The 18872-nt window shown below is 65.1% G+C and carries 18 protein-coding genes; 6 read left to right on the top strand and 12 right to left on the bottom strand.

The genetic code is table 11. The annotated features are described in order from the left end of the window. Positions 1-30: 30 nt before the first annotated feature. From RS897_RS26555 to RS897_RS26510, 10 genes are all read right to left on the bottom strand, one after another. Positions 31-2319 (bottom strand): penicillin acylase family protein, encoded by a 2289-nt coding sequence (locus RS897_RS26555; protein ID WP_315831688.1) that lies wholly within the window; start codon positions 2317-2319, stop codon positions 31-33. A 43-nt stretch (positions 2320-2362) separates the two neighbouring features. Beyond that, a complete protein-coding gene (locus RS897_RS26550) occupies positions 2363-3757 on the bottom strand; it encodes an amidase (protein ID WP_315831687.1) in 1395 nt (464 codons plus the stop codon). 33 nt (positions 3758-3790) lie between these two features. Next, positions 3791-4750 (bottom strand): ABC transporter ATP-binding protein, encoded by a 960-nt coding sequence (locus tag RS897_RS26545; protein WP_315831686.1) that lies wholly within the window; start codon positions 4748-4750, stop codon positions 3791-3793. Beyond that, positions 4747-5736 (bottom strand): ABC transporter ATP-binding protein, encoded by a 990-nt coding sequence (locus RS897_RS26540; protein ID WP_315831685.1) that lies wholly within the window; start codon positions 5734-5736, stop codon positions 4747-4749. Before RS897_RS26540 ends, RS897_RS26545 begins: the two co-directional genes overlap by 4 nt. Position 5737: 1 nt before the next feature. Further along, positions 5738-6625 carry an ABC transporter permease gene (locus RS897_RS26535; RefSeq protein ID WP_315831684.1) on the bottom strand — a complete coding sequence of 296 codons (888 nt, stop codon included), beginning with the start codon at positions 6623-6625 and terminating at the stop codon, positions 5738-5740. Next, positions 6618-7565, bottom strand: a complete 948-nt coding sequence (locus RS897_RS26530; protein ID WP_315831683.1) for an ABC transporter permease — start codon at positions 7563-7565, stop codon at positions 6618-6620. Before RS897_RS26530 ends, RS897_RS26535 begins: the two co-directional genes overlap by 8 nt. 42 nt (positions 7566-7607) lie before the next feature. Next, complete coding sequence (locus tag RS897_RS26525; protein WP_407654569.1) at positions 7608-9131, bottom strand: ABC transporter substrate-binding protein; 1524 nt, start codon at positions 9129-9131, stop codon at positions 7608-7610. An 83-nt stretch (positions 9132-9214) separates the two neighbouring features. After that, positions 9215-10228, bottom strand: a complete 1014-nt coding sequence (locus RS897_RS26520; RefSeq protein WP_315831681.1) for a transketolase family protein — start codon at positions 10226-10228, stop codon at positions 9215-9217. Continuing rightward, entirely contained in the window at positions 10225-11103 is an 879-nt protein-coding gene (locus RS897_RS26515) for a transketolase (RefSeq protein ID WP_315831680.1), read from the bottom strand. The genes RS897_RS26520 and RS897_RS26515 overlap by 4 nt, the downstream gene beginning before the upstream one ends. After that, positions 11100-12374 (bottom strand): aminotransferase class III-fold pyridoxal phosphate-dependent enzyme, encoded by a 1275-nt coding sequence (locus tag RS897_RS26510; RefSeq protein ID WP_315831679.1) that lies wholly within the window; start codon positions 12372-12374, stop codon positions 11100-11102. The genes RS897_RS26515 and RS897_RS26510 overlap by 4 nt, the downstream gene beginning before the upstream one ends. 206 nt (positions 12375-12580) lie before the next feature. Here RS897_RS26510 and RS897_RS26505 point away from each other — a divergent pair, with 206 nt between their 5' ends. Continuing rightward, positions 12581-13291: a GntR family transcriptional regulator gene (locus RS897_RS26505; protein ID WP_315831678.1), complete on the top strand. Its 711-nt coding sequence runs from the start codon at positions 12581-12583 to the stop codon at positions 13289-13291. Between the two features lie 4 nt (positions 13292-13295). Here the strand turns inward: RS897_RS26505 and RS897_RS26500 are convergent, their stop codons facing one another. Continuing rightward, positions 13296-13829, bottom strand: a complete 534-nt coding sequence (locus RS897_RS26500; protein WP_315831677.1) for a hypothetical protein — start codon at positions 13827-13829, stop codon at positions 13296-13298. Between the two features lie 237 nt (positions 13830-14066). Beyond that, positions 14067-14237: a hypothetical protein gene (locus RS897_RS26495; protein ID WP_315831676.1), complete on the bottom strand. Its 171-nt coding sequence runs from the start codon at positions 14235-14237 to the stop codon at positions 14067-14069. Between the two features lie 305 nt (positions 14238-14542). Between RS897_RS26495 and RS897_RS26490 the strand changes: the two genes are divergently transcribed. From RS897_RS26490 to RS897_RS26470, 5 genes are read left to right on the top strand one after another with little or no spacing between them, the layout of a single operon-like run. Then, positions 14543-15457, top strand: a complete 915-nt coding sequence (locus RS897_RS26490) for an ABC transporter permease subunit (protein ID WP_315831675.1) — start codon at positions 14543-14545, stop codon at positions 15455-15457. Positions 15458-15469: 12 nt separating this feature from the next. Next, complete coding sequence (gene livM / locus RS897_RS26485; protein WP_315831674.1) at positions 15470-16792, top strand: high-affinity branched-chain amino acid ABC transporter permease LivM; 1323 nt, start codon at positions 15470-15472, stop codon at positions 16790-16792. Then, complete coding sequence (locus RS897_RS26480) at positions 16789-17652, top strand: ABC transporter ATP-binding protein (protein WP_407654305.1); 864 nt, start codon at positions 16789-16791, stop codon at positions 17650-17652. The genes livM and RS897_RS26480 overlap by 4 nt, the downstream gene beginning before the upstream one ends. Continuing rightward, the gene (locus RS897_RS26475) at positions 17649-18392 is read left to right on the top strand and encodes an ABC transporter ATP-binding protein (protein ID WP_315831673.1); all 744 of its coding nucleotides are present in this window, start codon (positions 17649-17651) and stop codon (positions 18390-18392) included. Before RS897_RS26480 ends, RS897_RS26475 begins: the two co-directional genes overlap by 4 nt. A 41-nt stretch (positions 18393-18433) precedes the next feature. Next, positions 18434-18802 carry a DUF6867 family protein gene (locus tag RS897_RS26470; protein WP_315831672.1) on the top strand — a complete coding sequence of 123 codons (369 nt, stop codon included), beginning with the start codon at positions 18434-18436 and terminating at the stop codon, positions 18800-18802. Positions 18803-18872 lie beyond the last annotated feature (70 nt).

Raw genomic sequence — 18872 nt, 5'->3', positions numbered from 1 at the left:
TCTCGCTCCTTCCGAAACTCAGCTCTCAAATCACGCAGGCTGCAGCACCAACCTGTCGCCCTCTTTGGCAATCACACTCCAGTCATAGAGCATCGGCACCATCTTCGCCGATGCCCACAGCGGATGCTGATCCGCATAATGCGGGCTTGCGGGATGTCCCGATGCGCCGTGGAACACCGCCCACCTTGAATTCTCCCAGCGGCCGACATCGAACACATAACGACCGACCGCGCCGTAGGTCGCTGACAGTCCCGTGGTCCAATAACAGCCATTGGCCATCACGGTGTCGTTGTCGCCGCCGACAGCAAGGCCCGCGGGCTCCAGTTGAGCGGCCGCCTGCGGAAACGACGCCGCCAGCGGATGCACCATCCGCGCATGATGCAGTTGCGACCACGTCTCGCCGTGATCGAGCTTGGCGGCACGCTCCAGCGCGGTCGCCAGGGCGCGGTCCCAGTCCCAGCCGCCGAGCAAGGAGGTATCGTCGTTGCGCAGCAGCGACGGCAGCGCCCACCAGACCTGATTGAGCGGCACGATGCCGGGCGCGACCTGCGCGACAGGATCGCGGCTGACATCGCCAAGGCCGGAGCGCTTGAGCACGATGCGGGCGAGTTCCAGCCGCGTGCGGGCGTACGCCGCGGCCGGCTTTGAATCCGCCGACATCTGCGCGTCCCAGCCGATGATGAGGTCGCGCAACGCCGCAGCGGGTCCCTCGACCGTTAACAGCCGCCCCAGCCGCGCGATGAATTCGCGCGCCGTCAGGCTGACGGTGTCGGCATGGATGCCGGCCATGTCCTCCACGGTCGCGGCCGGAAGCCCGGCCAACCGCTCGGCGATGCGCCGCGCGCGATAAGGCGGATGGCAGTCGGTGCAGAGATAGTTTTCCGGATCGTCGGCGGCCACGCGGTTGTTGGCGGTGACCAGGAAACCGCTGGGCGGATCGAACGCACGCGGCATGTCCTCCCAGGGAATGTCGCCCTGCCACTCATAGTCGCCGGTCCAGCCCGGCACCGGCAGCCAGCCATTGAGACGCGGACGCCGCGGCACGATGGCGCGCACCAGATTGCCGATGCGTCCGCTGGTGTCGGCGGAAACCAGATTGTGATCGATCAAGCCCCAGCCCCGCGTGGCTTCATAGAGCGCATCGACGCCTTTGGCGCGCAGCATCGGCTGCAGGCAATCGAAGGAGCGATCGAGCTCGGCGAACTGTACCGAGCGCAGGGTCAGCGCTGCGCCCTTGCGCGGATCGCCTGTGATCACCGGGCCATGGTGGGTGGTGACGACGTCGAGATCGACGTCCGCTGCATCGCGCACCTTGATCCGCTCGCGCCGGATGGCGGTGTCCTGCCATTTTCCCTTGAACAGGTATTGCGACGCATCCGGGCTGAACTTGTCGACAAACACATCATGGATGTCGACGAAGGCATGGGTGACACAGAACGCCACATGGCCGTTGTGGGCGAAGTGCGGAAATGCCGGCACGCCCGGCACAGAGAAACCGATGGCATCGAACGCGTCACAGGCCAGGTGGCACTGCGAATACATGCTCGGCAGTTCGAAGGCGCGATGCGGGTCACCCGCAAGCAAGGGACGCCCGGTCGCGGTGCGCGACGGCGCCACCGCCCAGTTGTTGCTTCCGCCGTCGGTCGCCTCAGGCCCGGCCAGCGCCGTCAGCGCATCAATCGCAGGCGCAAGGTCTTGCAGCGTGGCGATCCATCGTTTGGCCTCGGCGCTGGGAGACGCACCGAGCAGATCCTCGCCGCCGTCGTCGTAGCGCAGCTTCGCGACCTGCTCGGGACCAATGGTGCGCAGCGCCGCCGCACGCCACAGCTTGAACCAGACCGAACCCATCAGATAACCGCGCTGACGCATCACCGCGATGCAGTGCCAGGGCTCCCAGAGCTCGGGCGCCCCGCCGACCAGGCCGTACTCGACCGGCAGCGGCGTACCCTGCGCGAGATAGGCGTTGACGCCCGCGGCATAGGCTTCAAGCATCGCGCGCGCCTCAGCGCCGAGACCTGCAAAGTCACGCCGTGAAGCGCCGGCGACATCGAGCTGCCGTGCAAGCTTGTCTGCCCCCACGCCCGCGGGCCCTTCCCACTCCGCCCAGCGACCGAGCATGCGCCGGCGCGCGGCATCCATCTGCCAGAGACGATCCTGGGCATGGACAAAGCCCTGGGCGAAGAAGACGTCAGCAGTTCCCTTCGCGCGGACATGCGGAATGCCCCAGGCGTCGCGATGAACGTCGACGCGGTCTACAAGACCGCGCAGCGTCACGGTGCCGCTTGTTTGAGGCAGGCAGGATCGAGCTTCTGTGGCCACGGTTGGTCTCCCGTTGTTGTTATCTTTGAACGCTCACACTATCTCACACCGGCGGATGTCGATCGGCCCAGGGCCGCGCCTGCTCGAACACGGCACCGAGGCCCATCACGTCATTGTCCCCCCACCAGCGGCCGACGATCTGCAGGCCGGTCGGCAAACCGTCGGCGCCGAAACCGGACGGCACCGAGAGCGCGGGATTGCCGGTGTGGTTGAAGGGATAGACGAACGCATTCCATCCCCGATTGAACAGCGCATCGACGGTGCGGCCGGCCTCCGCCGGGATCGCGGTGGTGGGCAAGGTGGGCGACACCAGGAAGTCATAGCGCTCCAAAAGCTTCTGCACCCCGCGATACAACTGCGTACGGGCGATCTGCGCCTTGCGATAATCGTCGACCGTGGTGCGGCTGCCGGCCTCCATCCACTGCAGCAGCACCGGATCCATGCGGCTGCGCCATTTTTCGACATAGCCGCTGAAGTTGACGTGGAGGTTGGTCAGGTAAATCAGCCGGGCGGACTGCGCATTCCACTCCATACCGGCCCCCACCTCGTCGACCTCGGCGCCAAGCGATGCCAGCACGGCGAGCGACGCCTGGGTGTTGGCGGTGACATCCGGGCTGCAGGCGGTGAGCGCAGGCAGATATCCGATCCGTATCCCCGACAAATTTTCGGTGATCGTGCTCGGCGGCAACACCGCCGGCGCCTTGAGCGACCATGGATCGAGCACCGACGGCCCCACCAGTGCGTCCATCATCAGCGCGCAATCGGCGACAGTGCGGGTCAGCGGACCGGCGGCGGCGTAATTGTAGAAAATGTCCGGCGCCTGCTCGTAGGGCACCAAGCCTGTGGTCGGCTTCAGACCGACCACGCCGCAGGCGCTGGCGGGAATGCGGATCGATCCGGCGCCGTCGGTGCCGAGGCCCAGCGGCCCGAGCCCGGCGGCGGCCGCGGCCGCGGCCCCGCCACTCGATCCGCCCGCGGTGCGTTCCGTGTTCCACGGGTTGCGAGTGATGCCGAAACTCGGACCATCAGTGTGGCCCTTGTGACCAAACTCCGGCGTGGTGGACTTGCCCACCATGATGCCGCCGGCCGCGTTGAGCCGCGTCACCAGCACATCGTCATCGGTGGTGGGAATATTGTCGGCGTAGACAGCCGATCCAAAGGAGGTGCGAACGCCCTTGGTGACGAACAGGTCCTTGATGTTCATGGGAATGCCGTGCAGCGGTCCCAACTCCTTGCCCGCCATCACCGCCTGCTCGGCGGCGCGCGCCTTGTTGCGTGCATCCTCCGCCGTCACCACCGAAAACGCATTCAGCGTCGGCTGGGTCCGTTCGATGGCGCCGAGCACCGCGTCGACATATTCGACCGGCGACAGCGCGCGCTTGCGGATGAGGTCGGCGGCTGTGGTGGCCGGCATGAACAGAAGGTCGCGATCGGTCATCTCAGAAACTCCATCAAATGAGCAAAGCGGGGGTCAGGCGGGGGTATCGTGAAGATGGCAGGCGGCGCGATGCCCGGGCGCGATCTCGCGCAACTTCGGCTTCTCGATGCGGCAACGATCGAACGCCAGCGGACAGCGCGGATGAAACACACAGCCCGGCACGGTGTCGATCAGGCTCGGCAACTCGCCGCTGACGACGGCCGCGCGGGCTTTATTCGGGACCACGCGCGGCACCGCCGCGAGCAGCGCCTGGGTATAAGGATGTCTGGGCGCGGTATAGAGCTCACGCTTGGGCGCGATCTCGACCAGGCCGCCCGCATACATCACCGCTACCCGTGCTGAGATGCTGCGCACCACGGCGAGATCATGGGCGATGAACAGGTAACTCAGCCCAAGCCGCTCCTGCAGGTCGAGCAAGAGGTTGACGATCTGCGCCTGCATCGACACGTCGAGGGAGGACACCGGTTCGTCGCAGATCACGAACTCCGGCCGCATCGCCAGCGCACGCGCGATGCCGATGCGCTGGCGCTGGCCGCCTGAAAACTCGTGGGGAAAACGATCGCCGCAGGAGCGCGGCAGGCCGACCATCTCCAGGAGTTCACGCACCCGATCGTTGCGCGCGGTGCGCGAGAATCCGCCGGCGACGTCAAGCGGTTCGGCGATCGCATCCTGCGCGCGCATGCGCGGATTGAGCGAATTCTGCGGGTCCTGGAACACGAACTGCAGACGCCGGCGTACCGCGCCGAGCGCGGCCTTGGCACCGGTTGCCACGACGTCCTGGCCGAACAGATTGATCGACCCGCTGGTCGCCGTTTCCAGCCCCACCAGGATCCGCCCGGTGGTGGATTTTCCTGACCCGGATTCGCCGACAAGGCCAAGCGTCTCGCCCGCCCGCACATCGAAGCTGACGCCGTCGACCGCACGCAACTGGGCACCGCGGCTGCTGAAGGTCTTCACCAGGTCACGCACCGCGACAATCGGAGGCCGACTCATGCGATCCCTCCGGCGGTTATGCGTGGCGGACAGCGGGCGAAATGCCCGGCACCGGCATCGATCAGCGCCGGCGCCTCGACGCGACAGGACATCTGCGCTTCGCTGCAACGCGGGTTGAACCGGCATCCGGCGATCTCCGCCGACGGATCGGGAATATTGCCGGGAATGGTGGCCAGCCGGTGCACGTCTTCATCGAGGCTGGGCACGGCCTTGATCAGGCCATCGGTGTAGGGATGCATCGGGCGCTCGAACAGCGCGCCGACCGGCGCGGTTTCGACCACGCGGCCCGCATACATCACGACCACCCGCTGGGCAAATTCGGCGACCACGCCGAGATCGTGGGTGATCAGGATCACCGACATGCCGATCTCGCGCTGCAGCTCGCGCAACAGCTGGAGGATCTGGGACTGGATGGTGACGTCGAGTGCGGTGGTCGGCTCGTCGGCGATCAACAGCTTGGGCCGGCACGCCACCGCAATGGCGATCATGACCCGCTGGCGCATGCCGCCGGACAGACGATGCGGATAATCGTCGACACGGCGGGCGGCATCGGAGATCCGCACCATGTCCAGTAGCTCAATCGCCTTGCGGCGGGCGTCACGCGCCGAGAGCCCCTGGTGCTGGCGCAGCGGTTCCATGATCTGGTCGGCGATGGTCAAGACCGGATTGAGCGAGGACATCGGGTCCTGGAAAATCATGGCGATCTCCCCGCCCCGCACCCGGCGCAGATCGCGGTTCGGCAGCCGCAGCAGATCGCGCCCGCCAAAACGCACCGCTCCAGAAGCGTAACGGGTGTTAGCACGGCCATGCAGCTTCAGGATCGATAGCGCACTGACGCTCTTGCCGCTGCCGGATTCGCCGACGACGCCGAGGCATTCACCCGCGCCGATCGCAAAGTCCACGCCTTCGATCGCGGTCACCCAGCCGGCGTCGCCGCGGAACTGGACCGTGAGGTTCTCGACACTGAGAAGGGGTTGCTGCGTCATGTCAGCTCTCGATCTTCAGGCGCGGGTCGAGCACGTCGCGCAGGCCGTCGCCGAGCAGGTTCATGCCGAGCGCGGCAATGCTGACCGCGAGCCCCGGAAACAGCATCACCCACCAGGCCTCGACCGAATAGTCACGCCCCTCCGCGATGATATTGCCCCAGCTCGGCGCCGGCGGCGGCGGACCGATGCCGAGGAAACTCAGCGCCGCCTCCGCAAGAATGGCGTAGGCGAAAATGAAGGTGAGCTGCACGATCAGCGGACCCAGGCAATTGGGCAGCACGTGCTTGACGATGATGTGCAGGTCGCCGGCGCCGCTGACCCGCGCCGCCTGCAGGTATTCCATCTCGCGAATGACCAGCACCGAAGCGCGCACGATGCGCGCGGTGCGCGGCACATAGGCCACCGCCAGCGCCACCACGATGCTGCTGGCCTGGGCGCCCAGCGCGGCCCCAATGCCGATGGCGAGCAGGATCGCCGGGAACGCCATCAGCGCATCCATCAGGCGCATCACGTAGGAATCGAGTGCGCGGAAATATCCGGCCGTGACACCGATCAGGGCGCCGAACACGCCGGAGATCAGCGCCACCGAAAACCCGATCGACAGCGACAGCCGCCCGCCATGGAGCACACGGGTGAGGATGTCACGCCCATACTGATCGGTGCCGAACGGAAACCGCATCGACGGCGGCTTGAAGCGGAAACGAATGCTCATCGCCGTGGGATCGATGCCGGTGAGCCAGGGGCCGATGATGGCGCACAGCACCAGGACCGTGACGAGCACCAGCCCGATCTTGAAGGAGCGATGCGCCGCGAGTTTGCGCAGCACGCGAAAACGGCGGCGCTCCGCCAGGACCTGAACTGCGGGTGCTGCGAGCGCCGCGTCAGTCATAACGCACCCGCGGATCGACCAGGGTGTAGATGATATCGACGCCGACATTGATCAGCACGAAGGCGAAGCCGAACAGCAGCATGGTGCCCTGGATCAGCGGATAGTCGCGGGCGAGAATCCCCTGCACCACCAGCCGCCCGATACCGGGCAGCGCAAACACCTGCTCGACAATCACCGAGCCACCGATCAGCAGGCTCAGGATGATGCCGCTCACGGTCACCACCGCGACCAGCGCATTGCGGAAGCCGTGCTTGCCGACCGTGCGCCATTCGCTGACGCCCTTGGCCCGCGCGGTACGGATGAAATCCTGGTCCAGCACGTCGAGCATCGCCGAGCGCGTCATCCGCGCCAGGAAGCCGATCTGGAACAGGCTCAGCACCATCGCCGGCTGGATCAGCGAACCGAACCACGGGCCGGGCCCCGCGGCCAGCAATGGCGCATAACCTGCGGAAGGCACCCATCCCAGCGTGACGCTGAACAGGATGACCGACAGGATGGCAATCCAGAAGCTCGGCACCGAGACCCCGACCAGGGCGACCATCATGACGGCGGCATCGATCCAGCTGCCGCGGAAATACGCCGCCACCACACCGAGCGCGACACCAATCGGCAAGGTGATAGCGAGCGACAGCGCGGCCAGCGACAGCGTCACCGGCAGTCGTTCCCCGACCGCGGACAGCACGGTCTGGTTCAGCACCAGCGAGCTGCCGAACTTGCCCTGCGCAAGGTTGAAGAACCACGACAGCAACTGCCGCCAGATCGGCAGATCGAGACCGAGCTCGTGGCGGATCCGCTCCACCGCCGCGGGCGTGGCCTCGGCGCCGGCGATCACCACCGCCGGATCGCCCGGCAAGAGATGCATCAGGATGAAGGACAGCACCGCGACCAGCAGCAACACCGGTATGGACTGGACAAGACGGACGGAGATCGTGCGAAGCATGAGCGACCTGATACGAAGCTTGGAAAGATCCCGGCGGCGGCGTTATTTCATCCAGACATTCCAGAAATGGACCAGATAATAGGGCTCAAAGTTCTCCACCTTGGCGGCATTGAAGCTGCGCATGGTACCCATGTCGGCGATCTTGATCATGTAGGCCTGCTCCAGCACGCGCTTCTCGATGTCAGCCCAGGCCGCAACGCGCTTTTTGGGATCGAGCGAGGTGTAGAACGCGTCATAGGCCGCATCGAGCACATGGTCGTTCTTCACCTGCGGAAACGTGTAGAACATCACCTTCCATTGCTGCGGCCCCAGCAGCGGATTGGAGCAGTAGCCGGTGGTGGAGACGTTCCAGACGCCGGTGCCGCGCTGCATGTTGCTGGCATTGGTGGTCCAGTCGACAATGTCGACGGCCACGTTCATGCCGGCTTCTTTCATCTGTTCGGACAGCACCAGGATGGCGTCGCGGAAGTTCGGATAGTTGGAGTTGGTCTGCAGCACGATCTTCTCGCCATTGTAGCCGGCCTGCTTCAGCAGGGCCTTGGCCTTGGCCGGATTGCGCTGGTCGTAATACGGCTTCATGGCGTCGCCTTGGTAATAGGGGCTCGACGCATAGACCAGCGAGTGGCCGGGCTGCGAGATCTGCCCCATGGCGCCGCGGATGTCCTCGACATTGACCACCGCTTCGATGGCCTGGCGGATCAGCGGATTGTTGGTCAGCGGCGCCTGGCTGTTCACCACGAACACCTGCATGCAGTAAGGAAAGATCTTTTGCGTGGTGATGTTCGGCTGGCCGTCGAACCGCTTGGCGAGATCGCGGGGCACATCACCGACCACATCAGCATTGCCGGTCTGCAGCGCGGCGACGCGGGCATTGGCCTCGGGCACGAAGTTGTAGCGAACCTGGTCGAGATAGACGGTGCGGCGTCCGGCCAGGCCATCCGGCCCCGGCGCGCTTTCATCCGGCACGTAGCCATCGAAGCGCTTGATGACGAGATGGCTGTCCTTGACCCACTCGCCCAGTGTGAATGGTCCGGTGCCGATGATGTCGATCTCGCGCGCCGCCTTGTCCTTCTGCTCCGCCGGCAGGATTTCGAACGGATAGACCGGCGATTTCAACACGTCGATGAACACGGCATTGGGCGATTTCAGGCGGACAACGAACGTCAGGGGATCGGGCGCCTCGAAACTCTCGACATCGGCCAGCACGGACGCATTGGGACTGACCTTGCGATAGCGTTCGAACGACGCCAGCACGTCGGCCGAGGTCATCTCCTTGCCGTTGTGGAACTTGACGCCCTTGCGCAGGGTGAAAGTGAAGACCTTGGCATCGGCGCTGGTGTCGACCTTCGAAGCGAGCACCGGCCGGGCGTTGTAGTTGCCGTCGATCGCCACCAGCGGCTCGAAGATGTGATGAATCACTTCGAGTTCGACGATGCTCGACGCGACATGAGGATCGAGCGTGCCCGGCCCCGAGAGATAAGCGTAAACGAGACTGCCGCCGCGTTTGGGTTCCGCGGCATCGACCGGAGCCACCAATGCGGTGAGAACGGAGATCGCCAGGCCCATGATGGCGATCGAACGAAGCTTGTTCAGAAAGTGGCTGGTCGAAGAACTTGTCATCACAACGGCCTTCCTGTTGGGCGCGTGCATCAATCGTGGTTCACCTGCATGGACGCCCGCTTTGCGGCGGCGCGGATGAACCCGTCAACAATGGCTTCCGCCGTCAGTCCATATTTCCCTTGCAGATACGGCGTGGTGCCACCCTCGGCGAAGGTGTCCTGCACGCCGACCCGGGCGAAGCCGACGGGTATGGCGGCTTCGAGCAACGTCTCGGCGATCGCCGATCCGAGGCCCCCGATGATGGAATGGTTTTCGGCCGTAACCACGACGCCGGTGCGGCGGGCGAGACCGATCACGAGTTCGGTGTCGAGCGGCTTGATGGTCGGCATATTGACCACCCCCACCTGCTTGCCCTGGACCGCGAGCCGATCGGCGGCCTGCAGTGCCGCTGATACCATCAGCCCGCAGGCCACGATCGTGCCGTCGGCGCCTTCGCGCAGGATCTCGCCGCGGCCGCGCTGGATGGTGCGTGCCTGCAGCGACGCCATGGCGCCATCCGGCCGCTTCATCCGCAGATACACCGGCCCCGGCACGTCGAGCGCGGCGGCGACGGCGGCGCCGAGCTGCTCGGGCCCCGATGGCTCGATGATGGTCATGTTGGGCAGCGCGCGCATCATCGCGATATCGTCGATCGCCTGATGCGAGACGCCGAGCATGGTGGTGAGGCCAGGCAGGAAGCCGACCAGCTTCACCGGCAGTCCCGGATAGGCGATCTGGTTGGCAACCTGATCATAGGCCCGCCGTGTCACGAACACGCAGAACGAATGCAGGAAAGGAATCTCGCCACAGCGCGCCATGCCGGCCGCCATGCCCACCATGTTGGCTTCGGCGATTCCGGCTTCGATATAGCGCTCCGGCAATTCCTGCTTGAAGGCGTCGGTCTCGGTCGGCCCCGGCAGGTCGGCGCACAGGCAGACAATACGGGGATCGCGTCGCGCGGCGGCGACCAGAGCGTCGCCATAGAAGCGCGGCAGCGGCGCAGTCACGCCGCGCGCGATGAAATCGTCGACCTTGTGGTCGGCGCTGGCGAGGCCTGCGGTCATGCGTCCTCTCCCGACAATTCATCCAGCGCACGGGCGGCAAGGTCCGGCGGCAGACGCATGTTGTGTCCGAGAATGCCTTCGAGGGAGGGCGCACCCTTGCCCACCAGCGTCTCGGCGATGATGCAGGTGGGTTTCTGGTCATCGCGGCGCGCCCGCTCGAATGCCGCAAGCAGCTGCGCCATGTCATTGCCGTCGATGGTGTCGACGCGAAAGCCGAAACTCGCCCACTTGTCGGCAACCGGGTTCATGTCCACCACGCTGTCGACATGGCCGCCGACCTGCATCCGATTGTAGTCGAGCAGCAGACAGAGATTGGACAGCCGATGACTGCCGGCGGCCAACGCGGCCTCCCACACCTGCCCCTCCTGCATCTCGCCGTCACCGAGCACCACATGAACGCGATAGGGACGGCGCTGGCGGCGCCCGGCCAGCGCCATGCCGACGGCGACGGAGAGCCCTTGCCCCAGCGAGCCGCAGGTCGCCTCCACCACCGGGCCCATCCGCTCGGACGCGTTGATCTCGAGCGGCGAGCCGTCGCGGCAGTAGGACTCCAATGCCGACGCGGGAATGCAGCCCCGTGCCGCCAAGGTGGCATAGAAAATCGCGGTGTTGTGCGCAGTCGACAGCAGGAAACGATCGCGATCGGGCCAGGCGGGATCGGCCGGGTCGAGCCGCAGCTCCGAGAAGAACAGCGACGTGAAGATGTCGGTCGCGCCGAGGCCCTGCTGCACATAGCCCTGCCCGGTCGGCGCCACTAGGCGCACCACTTGGCGGCGCAGTTCGCGCGCGATGGTCTTCAACGCGGCAAGGTCGTGAATGCGCTCGGCGGGCTGCGGGTTCCCGCTCGTCTCGGTACGATGCGGGGCGGCGCTCATGGAGCGGCCTTCGCGAGCTGGCGCCGGTCGAACGATCGGCTGATGTCTTTCATGGCGCCGTCGGTGGCCTCAAGAACACGGTCGATGTCGGCGGCCTGATGGGCGCTGGACAAAAACATATTGTGCCAGGGATGCAGATAGACGCCGCGCTGCAGCGCCTCCAGCACAAAGCGATGCCCCAGCGCGAAATCCGGATCGCCGTCAAACATGATCAGCGGCATCTGCACCGGACCTGTTTGTCGCAACGGCAAATCATACGTGCGCGCCTGCTGTTCCAACCCCTCGCGCAGCCGCCGCCCCATCGCCTCCATGGTGGCGATGGCGTCGGTCGCGCGCAGTTTCCTGATGGTGGCCACGGCAGCCGCCATCGGCACCGCCGCGCACCAGAACGAGCCGGTGACATAGACCTGCTGGGCGGCCTCGCGAAACCGATCGTTGCCGGTCACCGCCGCCAACGGATGGCCGTTGGCGATCGCCTTGCTCCAGCCGCAGAGATCGGGACGCACGCCGTAGGGCTCCCAGCTGCCGCCGATGTTGATGCGGAAACCCGCCCGTACATCGTCGAGCACCAACGCCGCCCCGGTCGCATCGCAGATCCGCCGCATCGCCTGGGCGAAGGCAAGCGTGGGCGCCTCCTGCGGCCGCTTCACATCATGGCGAAACGCGGTCACCAGCACAGCGGCAAGGTCGTTGCCCGCCTCGTCGGCGGCGCGCTCCAGGCTCGCGATATCGTTGTACTCATAGTGCACGATGTGGGCGCGATCTTCCGCCGTGACGCCAGCCAGCGACGGCGTGCACCAGGGTGCCGCGCCGTGATAGGAGCCTTTTGCCACCAGCACCTTGCGCCGCTGCGTGCCGGCCCGCGCAATCGTCACGCAGGCGGTCATCGCGTCGGTGCCGTTCTTGGCGAACAACGCCCAATCGGCATGGGGGATGGTCTCGACCACGAGCTCTGCGAGCTCGACCAGGGCTTCGGACGGCCCGGTCATCAAGTCGGCGCGGTCACGCTGCGCCGCGGCAGCCGCCTCCACATCGGGATCGCCGTAGCCCAGCACGATCGGGCCATAGCCGCACATCATGTCGACATATTCGGCGCCGGCCACGTCCCACAGGCGGCAGCCGCGCGCGTTGCGGAAAAACTGCGGATAGCCGGCCGGCAACCGCGCAACATTCATGTGGCCCCACATGCCGCCGGGAATGACCCGCAGGGCCCGCGCCCGCAGCGCGCCCTCCTCCTGGGAGAGCAAATTATGTGTCGCGTGAGGCGCCATCGGTTGTTCCTCGTGCCCGGCTGTCCGCGTTGAGCAAATTAAATATATGATATATCATTCTGTCAAGCGTGATATATGATATATCAAAAGGAAGGCCAAAGAGCCTTGGTCCCGCAAGCCAGCACGGCCTGCGGACGCACCCGGTGCGAACAGGCTATTGATGGCGTACCGAGCGAGATTCGGAATCGAAAGCAGGACACTCTGAGATGTCGAATGAGGTCATCGGCCTGGTTGGCCGCGACAACCTGACGGCCCGCGTGTTTCAGGAGCTACGACTGGCCCTGATGGAAGGACGCTTCCGTCCGGGCCATCGCTTCAAGATCCGCGAGCTCGCCAGCACCATGGGTGTGTCGGAGACGCCGATCCGCGAGGCTTTGATGCAGCTGGTGCGCGCGCGCGTGCTCAGCATGCAGGCGAGCCGCTCCATCGAAGTCGCGCGCCTCAGCGCTGCGCAGTATGAGGAACTGCGCAGCATCCGCATTTTGCTCGAAGGCCTCGCCGCCGAACGCGCCACCACCCGGATCTCCAAGGCGGATATCGCCAGCCTGAAGAAGTATCATCAGGCGCTGGTGGCGGCGGAACGCGGCGGACACTCGCGCGAAGCGGTTCAGGTGAACTGGCAGTTTCACCACACGCTGTACAAGGCGGCCGACGCGCCGGAACTGCTGGAGATGATCGAAACGATCTGGCTGCGCAACGGGCCCCTGTTCAACCTGCTCTACCCGCATGCGACCCCGACCTACCCGGGGCGGCATCAGCATCTGAATGTGATCGACGGCCTGATGGCGGGCGACCCCGAGGCCGTGAAGCAGGCGATCAAGGACGATCTGCTGGAAGGCGGCGCGCGACTGCTGCAGCTGCTTCAGGACATCGAAGCCGGCACCGCGCCGTCGCACCTCGATGCCACGGCGACATAGTGGGCTACGAGGCCGTCGAAGGCTGCGCCTGCGGAAACGTCTCGGCCGGCACCCGCACACGTTCGGGTGTAGGCTCGGCTGCAGGTTTGGCCGTCTCCACCAGCATCACGATGCCGATCGACAGCAGCAGCAGCGTTTCGGTCGCATGCAGGCGCAGCGCGGCGAACTCGCCGACTTTCGATGCCAGCAGCATGCTGACAAAGCTGACCGCGGCCGCGAGGCTCAGGGCAATACTGAATGCCTCGTCGCCGGCATTGCGCCTGCGGGTCGGCGTTCGCAGCGCGTACACCAGGAACATGGCAAAGAAGGCAACCACCGTCAGCTTCGCCAGCGCCAGCAGCCACGCGAACCGCACGGTGGCCACGACGCTGAACTGGAGATGATCGCTGACGAACATCGCAGGCGCCATGTTCGCCCGCTCAAAGAACAAGCCTTTCACCGGCGACATCACGATCCGCAGCGCCGGCATGGCCCAGGCCGGAATGAAGTACGAGGCGATCAGGACGCCGTTGAATGTGCTGATCTTCCAGTCCTTCATCATCGCTATCGGCCCTTCGATCGCGCGGGCACAGGCCGCGATCCGATCATCGACCGAGCTAACCCGCGGCAATTGCCGCCAGCAATTTAAACCCTTTATTAAGGTTAACGTCCCTTAACCCTGTGAATAAATCAGCCCAAAGCGGCCGTTTCTGCCAAAAAATCTGCAAGAAAAATCCCGCCTCGCGGCGGGATCTCCCTTGTCACTGAACTCGTCCCCGAATCTGCGGGGGTGCCGTCAGCGCTCGCCCTTCTGATCCGGATCCTTCTGATCCGGACGATGGCTCTGGCCCTGCTGCTTGCCGGGATCCTGCTGTTGCTGGCCCGGCTTCTGGCCACCGCCCTGCTGCTGCCCGGGCTTTTGACCGGGGGTCTGGTTCTGCTGATTGTTCTGGTTTGGATTGGACATTCAGGATCTCCCTTTCTGAACATCGGACCAACGTGCCGGGGCGCCGAACGTTTCGGTTCCGGCGTGGCACCGCCGCGGCATTTTGATGATTCTTGCGCACGCAACGGGAACCGGACACGGTTGCCCTTCGCGGCCCCACACAAAAGTCAGTCGTGGACAACGATTTACGGCGGTATCGGGGGCTGTTGCCGCTGCCGGTTCCCACTGTTAAAAATTCCTGGAAGGTGCAACGTTCCGGCTGCCGGAGCCACGCGGCGCGCCACCCGCTGATGGGAACTTCCAAACCACCACGAGAACGGCAGCCTATGGACTATTTCGCCCAACAGCTCATCAACGGCATCGCCCTCGGCTCCATTTATGGCCTGATCGCCATCGGTTACACGATGGTCTACGGCATCGTCGGCATGATCAATTTCGCCCACGGCGATATTTTCATGATCGGCGGCTTCATTGCACTGATCTCGTTCCTGATCCTGGTCTCAATCGGCCTCACCGCGGTGCCGGTGATCCTGTTGCTGGTGCTGGTGGTCTCGATGGCGATCACTGCGCTCTATGGCTGGACCGTGGAACGGCTGGCCTACCGACCGCTGCGGCATTCGTTCCGGCTCGCGCCGATGCTCTCCGCCATCGGCATGTCGTTCGTGCTGACCAACTTTTCCCAGGTGACGCAGGGCGCGCGGATCAAGGCGGTGGCGCCGATCATCACCGGCGGCTATACCCTGTCCGATCACGACGGCTTCGCCGTGCAGCTGTCCAACATCCAGATCTTCATCGTGGTCTCGACCGTGGTGCTGCTGGTGATCTTCTCATGGCTGGTGGCGCGCACGCGTCTGGGCCGCGACATGCGCGCCTGCGAACAAGACCAGACCATGGCCGCGCTGCTCGGCGTCGACGTCGACCGCACGATCTCGATGACCTTCGTGATCGGGGCCGCCCTCGCCTCGGTCGCCGGCCTGATGTACCTGCTCTATTATGGCGTGGTGGATTTCTTCATGGGCTTCGTCGCCGGCATCAAGGCGTTCACCGCCGCCGTGCTGGGCGGCATCGGCTCGCTGCCGGGTGCGATGCTGGGCGGGCTGGCCATCGGCCTGATCGAGACGTTCTGGGCCGCCTACTTCTCCTCGCAGTACAAGGACGTCGCCGCCTTCTCGATCCTGATCGTGGTGCTGATTTTCCTTCCGACCGGCCTGCTCGGCCGCCCCGAAGTCGAAAAAGTCTGAAAGAGAGACTGCGTGGCTGCTCCCCACTCTCATGCCGCCGCCGGACCGGATCACGGGTTCGCCTTCATCCTGAAAAAATCCGCCCTCAGCGCGCTGGTCGCGCTGGTGCTGTTCTCTCTGATGATCGGCATCCGCACCGAGGCGGGACCGGCGGGAACCCTGATCTACTGGACGCGGTTCGGCGAGCTCGCAACCATCGTCGGCGTGGTATTCGCCGGCAGCATACTCGTCGAACTGCTGCGCCGCTGGATCGGTCCGCTCAACACGGCGCGCCTCATTCCCGACGAGGCGCGCGGCGCACTCACCGGCCTGCAGCGTTTTCTGGCGCCGGCGCTGCTGGTCTTCGCCGTCCTCGTTCCGGTGATTTTCTACGATCAGCGCTACATCCTCGATCTCGGGATCCTGGTGCTGACCTACGTGATGCTAGGCTGGGGCCTGAACATCGTGGTCGGGCTCGCTGGGCTGCTCGACCTTGGTTATGTCGCGTTCTATGCCGTCGGCGCCTACTCCTATGCGCTGCTGGCGACGACGTTCGGCCTGTCGTTCTGGGTCTGCCTGCCGCTGGCCGGCATCCTCGCCTCATTCTGGGGCGTCCTGCTCGGCTTCCCGGTGCTGCGGCTGAAGGGCGACTATCTCGCCATTGTCACGCTGGCGTTCGGCGAAATCATCCGCCTGGTGCTGCTGAACTGGCAGGATGTCACCGGCGGCCCCAACGGCATCAGCGGGATTCCGCGCCCGAGCTTCTTCGGCATTCCGCTGACCGCAGGCGATGACGGCCTCGCCGCCAAACTCGGCATCGAGTTCTCTCCGACCCATCGCGTGGTGTTTCTTTTCTATGTGATCCTGGCGCTTGCGCTGCTCACCAACTGGGCCACGATCCGGCTGCGGCGCCTGCCGATCGGCCGCGCCTGGGAGGCGCTGCGCGAGGACGAGGTTGCCTGCCGCGCGCTCGGCATCAACACCACGACCACGAAGCTGACTGCATTCGCGCTGGGCGCCATGTTCGGCGGATTCGCCGGCGCCTTCTTCGCGACCCGACAGGGCTTCATCAGTCCGGAATCGTTCTCGTTCCAGGAATCGGCGCTGGTGCTTGCCATTGTCGTGCTCGGCGGCATGGGCTCGCAGCTTGGCGTCGCGCTGGCCGCGGTCGCCATGATCGGCGGTTTCGAACTGTTTCGTGGGTTCGACCAGTATCGCATGCTGGTGTTCGGGCTTGCGATGGTGCTCCTGATGATCTGGCGACCGCGCGGCCTGATCGGCCATCGCGCACCCTCGGTCTTCCTCGAACGGCGGCAGGTGATTTCCGCCGACCTGGTCAAGGAAGGCCACGGATGAGCGCGCAAGAAAATCTTCAAGCGAATCCTGACGTGACTCCGATTCTCGAGGTCACCCATCTGTCGATGCGTTTCGGCGGCATCCGCGCCGTCAGCGACCTGTCGTTTTCGGCGAAGCGCGGCCAGATCACCGCGCTGATCGGCCCGAACGGCGCCGGCAAAACCACGGTGTTCAACTGCATCACCGGGTTCTACAAGCCGACCACCGGCATGATCCGCCTGACCCACGACGACGGCAAGGACTTCCTGCTCGAGCGCCTGTTCGATTTCCGCATCGCCAAGCTCGCCAAGGTCGCGCGCACCTTTCAGAACATCCGCCTGTTCGCCGGCATGACGCTGCTGGAAAACCTGATGGTTGCCCAGCACAACCCGCTGATGCGCGCCTCCGGCTGGACCGTGCTCGGACTGTTCGGCGCCCCGGTCTATCGCACCGCGGAGCGCCAGGCCATCGAGCGTGCGCGCCACTGGCTCAACCGCATCGGTCTGATCGATCGTGCCGACGATGCCGCCGGCAATCTGCCCTATGGCGACCAGCGTCGCCTTGAAATCGCGCGCGCCATGTGCACCGAACCGGCGCTGCTGTGCCTGGACGAGCCGGCCGCCGGCCTCAACGCCCGCGAGGGCGATGCACTCAGCGAACTGTTGCTGTCGATCCGCAAGGAGTACGGCACCTCGGTGCTGCTGATCGAGCACGACATGGCCGTGGTGATGGAAATCTCCGACCACATCGTGGTGCTCGATCACGGCGTCAAGATCGCCGACGGAACGCCACGCCAGATCCGCGACGACCCCAAGGTGATTGCCGCCTATCTCGGCGCCGAGGAAGAAGACGCCATCGCGGTGATGGAGAGCGCGCCATGAGCGCGGCCGCTCCCCTGCTCGCGATCCGCGGCCTCACCGCCGCCTACGGCAAGATCGTGGCGCTGAAGGGCGTTGATCTCGAGGTCAAGCCCGGCGAGATCGTGGCGCTGATCGGCGCCAATGGCGCGGGAAAATCCACGTTGATGATGACGGTGTTCGGCCGGCCGCGGGCGCGCGAAGGCCACATCGAATTCGACGGCCAGGACATCACCCATGTGCCGACCCACCACATCGCGCGGCTGCGCATCTCGCAGTCGCCGGAAGGCCGCCGCATCTTTCCGCGCATGACGGTGGCGGAAAACCTGCAGATGGGCGCCGATGCGGCCGAAGCCAGCGACGGCGATCGCAATGCCGATCTGGAGCGAGTGCTGACACTGTTTCCGCGCCTGAAGGAGCGGCTGACCCAGCGCGGTGGCACGCTGTCCGGCGGCGAGCAGCAGATGCTGGCGATCGGCCGCGCGCTGATGATGCGGCCGCGCCTGCTGATGCTGGACGAACCCTCGCTCGGCCTTGCGCCGCTGATCACGCGACAGATTTTTGACGCGATCCGCACCCTCAACCGGCAGGACGGGCTGACCGTGCTGATCGTCGAGCAAAACGCCAACCACGCGCTGCGCCTCGCCCACCGCGGCTATGTCATGGTCAACGGCCTGATTACGCTCAGCGGCGAAGGCCGCGAGCTGCTGCAGCGGCCGGAAATCCGCGCGGCCTATCTCGAAGGCGGCCGGCATGGCGCATGATCCCAAAATGCGGGTGACGGTTTTGCACACGGGGACGGCGCATGGCTGATCTCTATTCCAGCACCTCGCTGCTTCATATTTTCTTCATCACCGGCGTCATGGGCTGTGGCTGCGCATGGCTTGCCGGCCGGGCGATCGCGCTGACATGGCGTCCCCTGACCATGGTGCTGGGCGCCGCGATCCTGATGGGATTGGCGGTCAGGTTCATCCACTTCGCCCTGTTCGATGAGCCGCTGTTCGCACTGACCACGCTGCTGGTGGAAACGGCGATTCTGTTCGCCGTGGCGCTGCTCGCCTACCGGCGCACACGCGCGCTACAGATGGTCCGACAGTACTACTGGCTCTACCAAATGAGAGGTCCGCTGAGCTGGCGGCCAAGACAGGACGCGCCCGCAAGCGAAACGCCCTGAATTCGACAAAAAAAGCTCGTGACTTGTCGCGCGTCGGCTAACAATACTGCCGATCTCCGGCGTCGCGTAC

Origin of the sequence: Bradyrhizobium prioriisuperbiae (assembly GCF_032397745.1) — a bacterium.
GTDB lineage: Bacteria > Pseudomonadota > Alphaproteobacteria > Rhizobiales > Xanthobacteraceae > Bradyrhizobium_A > Bradyrhizobium_A prioriisuperbiae.
The sequence above is the reverse complement of the archived record's forward strand: the minus strand, read 5'-3'. Positions and strand labels throughout refer to the sequence as shown.

Excerpts from the sequence above, each read along its gene's own strand:
- RS897_RS26475 (WP_315831673.1), top strand. The coding sequence starts at position 17,649 with ATGAGCGCGGCCGCTCCCCTGCTCGCGATCCGCGGCCTCACCGCCGCC.
- RS897_RS26550 (WP_315831687.1), bottom strand. The coding sequence starts at position 3,757 with ATGACCGATCGCGACCTTCTGTTCATGCCGGCCACCACAGCCGCCGAC.
- RS897_RS26480 (WP_407654305.1), top strand. The coding sequence starts at position 16,789 with ATGAGCGCGCAAGAAAATCTTCAAGCGAATCCTGACGTGACTCCGATT.
- RS897_RS26520 (WP_315831681.1), bottom strand. The coding sequence starts at position 10,228 with ATGACCGCAGGCCTCGCCAGCGCCGACCACAAGGTCGACGATTTCATC.
- RS897_RS26500 (WP_315831677.1), bottom strand. The coding sequence starts at position 13,829 with ATGAAGGACTGGAAGATCAGCACATTCAACGGCGTCCTGATCGCCTCG.
- RS897_RS26515 (WP_315831680.1), bottom strand. The coding sequence starts at position 11,103 with ATGAGCGCCGCCCCGCATCGTACCGAGACGAGCGGGAACCCGCAGCCC.
- RS897_RS26495 (WP_315831676.1), bottom strand. The coding sequence starts at position 14,237 with ATGTCCAATCCAAACCAGAACAATCAGCAGAACCAGACCCCCGGTCAA.
- RS897_RS26490 (WP_315831675.1), top strand. The coding sequence starts at position 14,543 with ATGGACTATTTCGCCCAACAGCTCATCAACGGCATCGCCCTCGGCTCC.
- RS897_RS26530 (WP_315831683.1), bottom strand. The coding sequence starts at position 7,565 with ATGCTTCGCACGATCTCCGTCCGTCTTGTCCAGTCCATACCGGTGTTG.
- RS897_RS26505 (WP_315831678.1), top strand. The coding sequence starts at position 12,581 with ATGTCGAATGAGGTCATCGGCCTGGTTGGCCGCGACAACCTGACGGCC.
- RS897_RS26545 (WP_315831686.1), bottom strand. The coding sequence starts at position 4,750 with ATGAGTCGGCCTCCGATTGTCGCGGTGCGTGACCTGGTGAAGACCTTC.
- RS897_RS26525 (WP_407654569.1), bottom strand. The coding sequence starts at position 9,131 with ATGGGCCTGGCGATCTCCGTTCTCACCGCATTGGTGGCTCCGGTCGAT.
- RS897_RS26535 (WP_315831684.1), bottom strand. The coding sequence starts at position 6,625 with ATGACTGACGCGGCGCTCGCAGCACCCGCAGTTCAGGTCCTGGCGGAG.
- RS897_RS26540 (WP_315831685.1), bottom strand. The coding sequence starts at position 5,736 with ATGACGCAGCAACCCCTTCTCAGTGTCGAGAACCTCACGGTCCAGTTC.
- RS897_RS26470 (WP_315831672.1), top strand. The coding sequence starts at position 18,434 with ATGGCTGATCTCTATTCCAGCACCTCGCTGCTTCATATTTTCTTCATC.
- RS897_RS26510 (WP_315831679.1), bottom strand. The coding sequence starts at position 12,374 with ATGGCGCCTCACGCGACACATAATTTGCTCTCCCAGGAGGAGGGCGCG.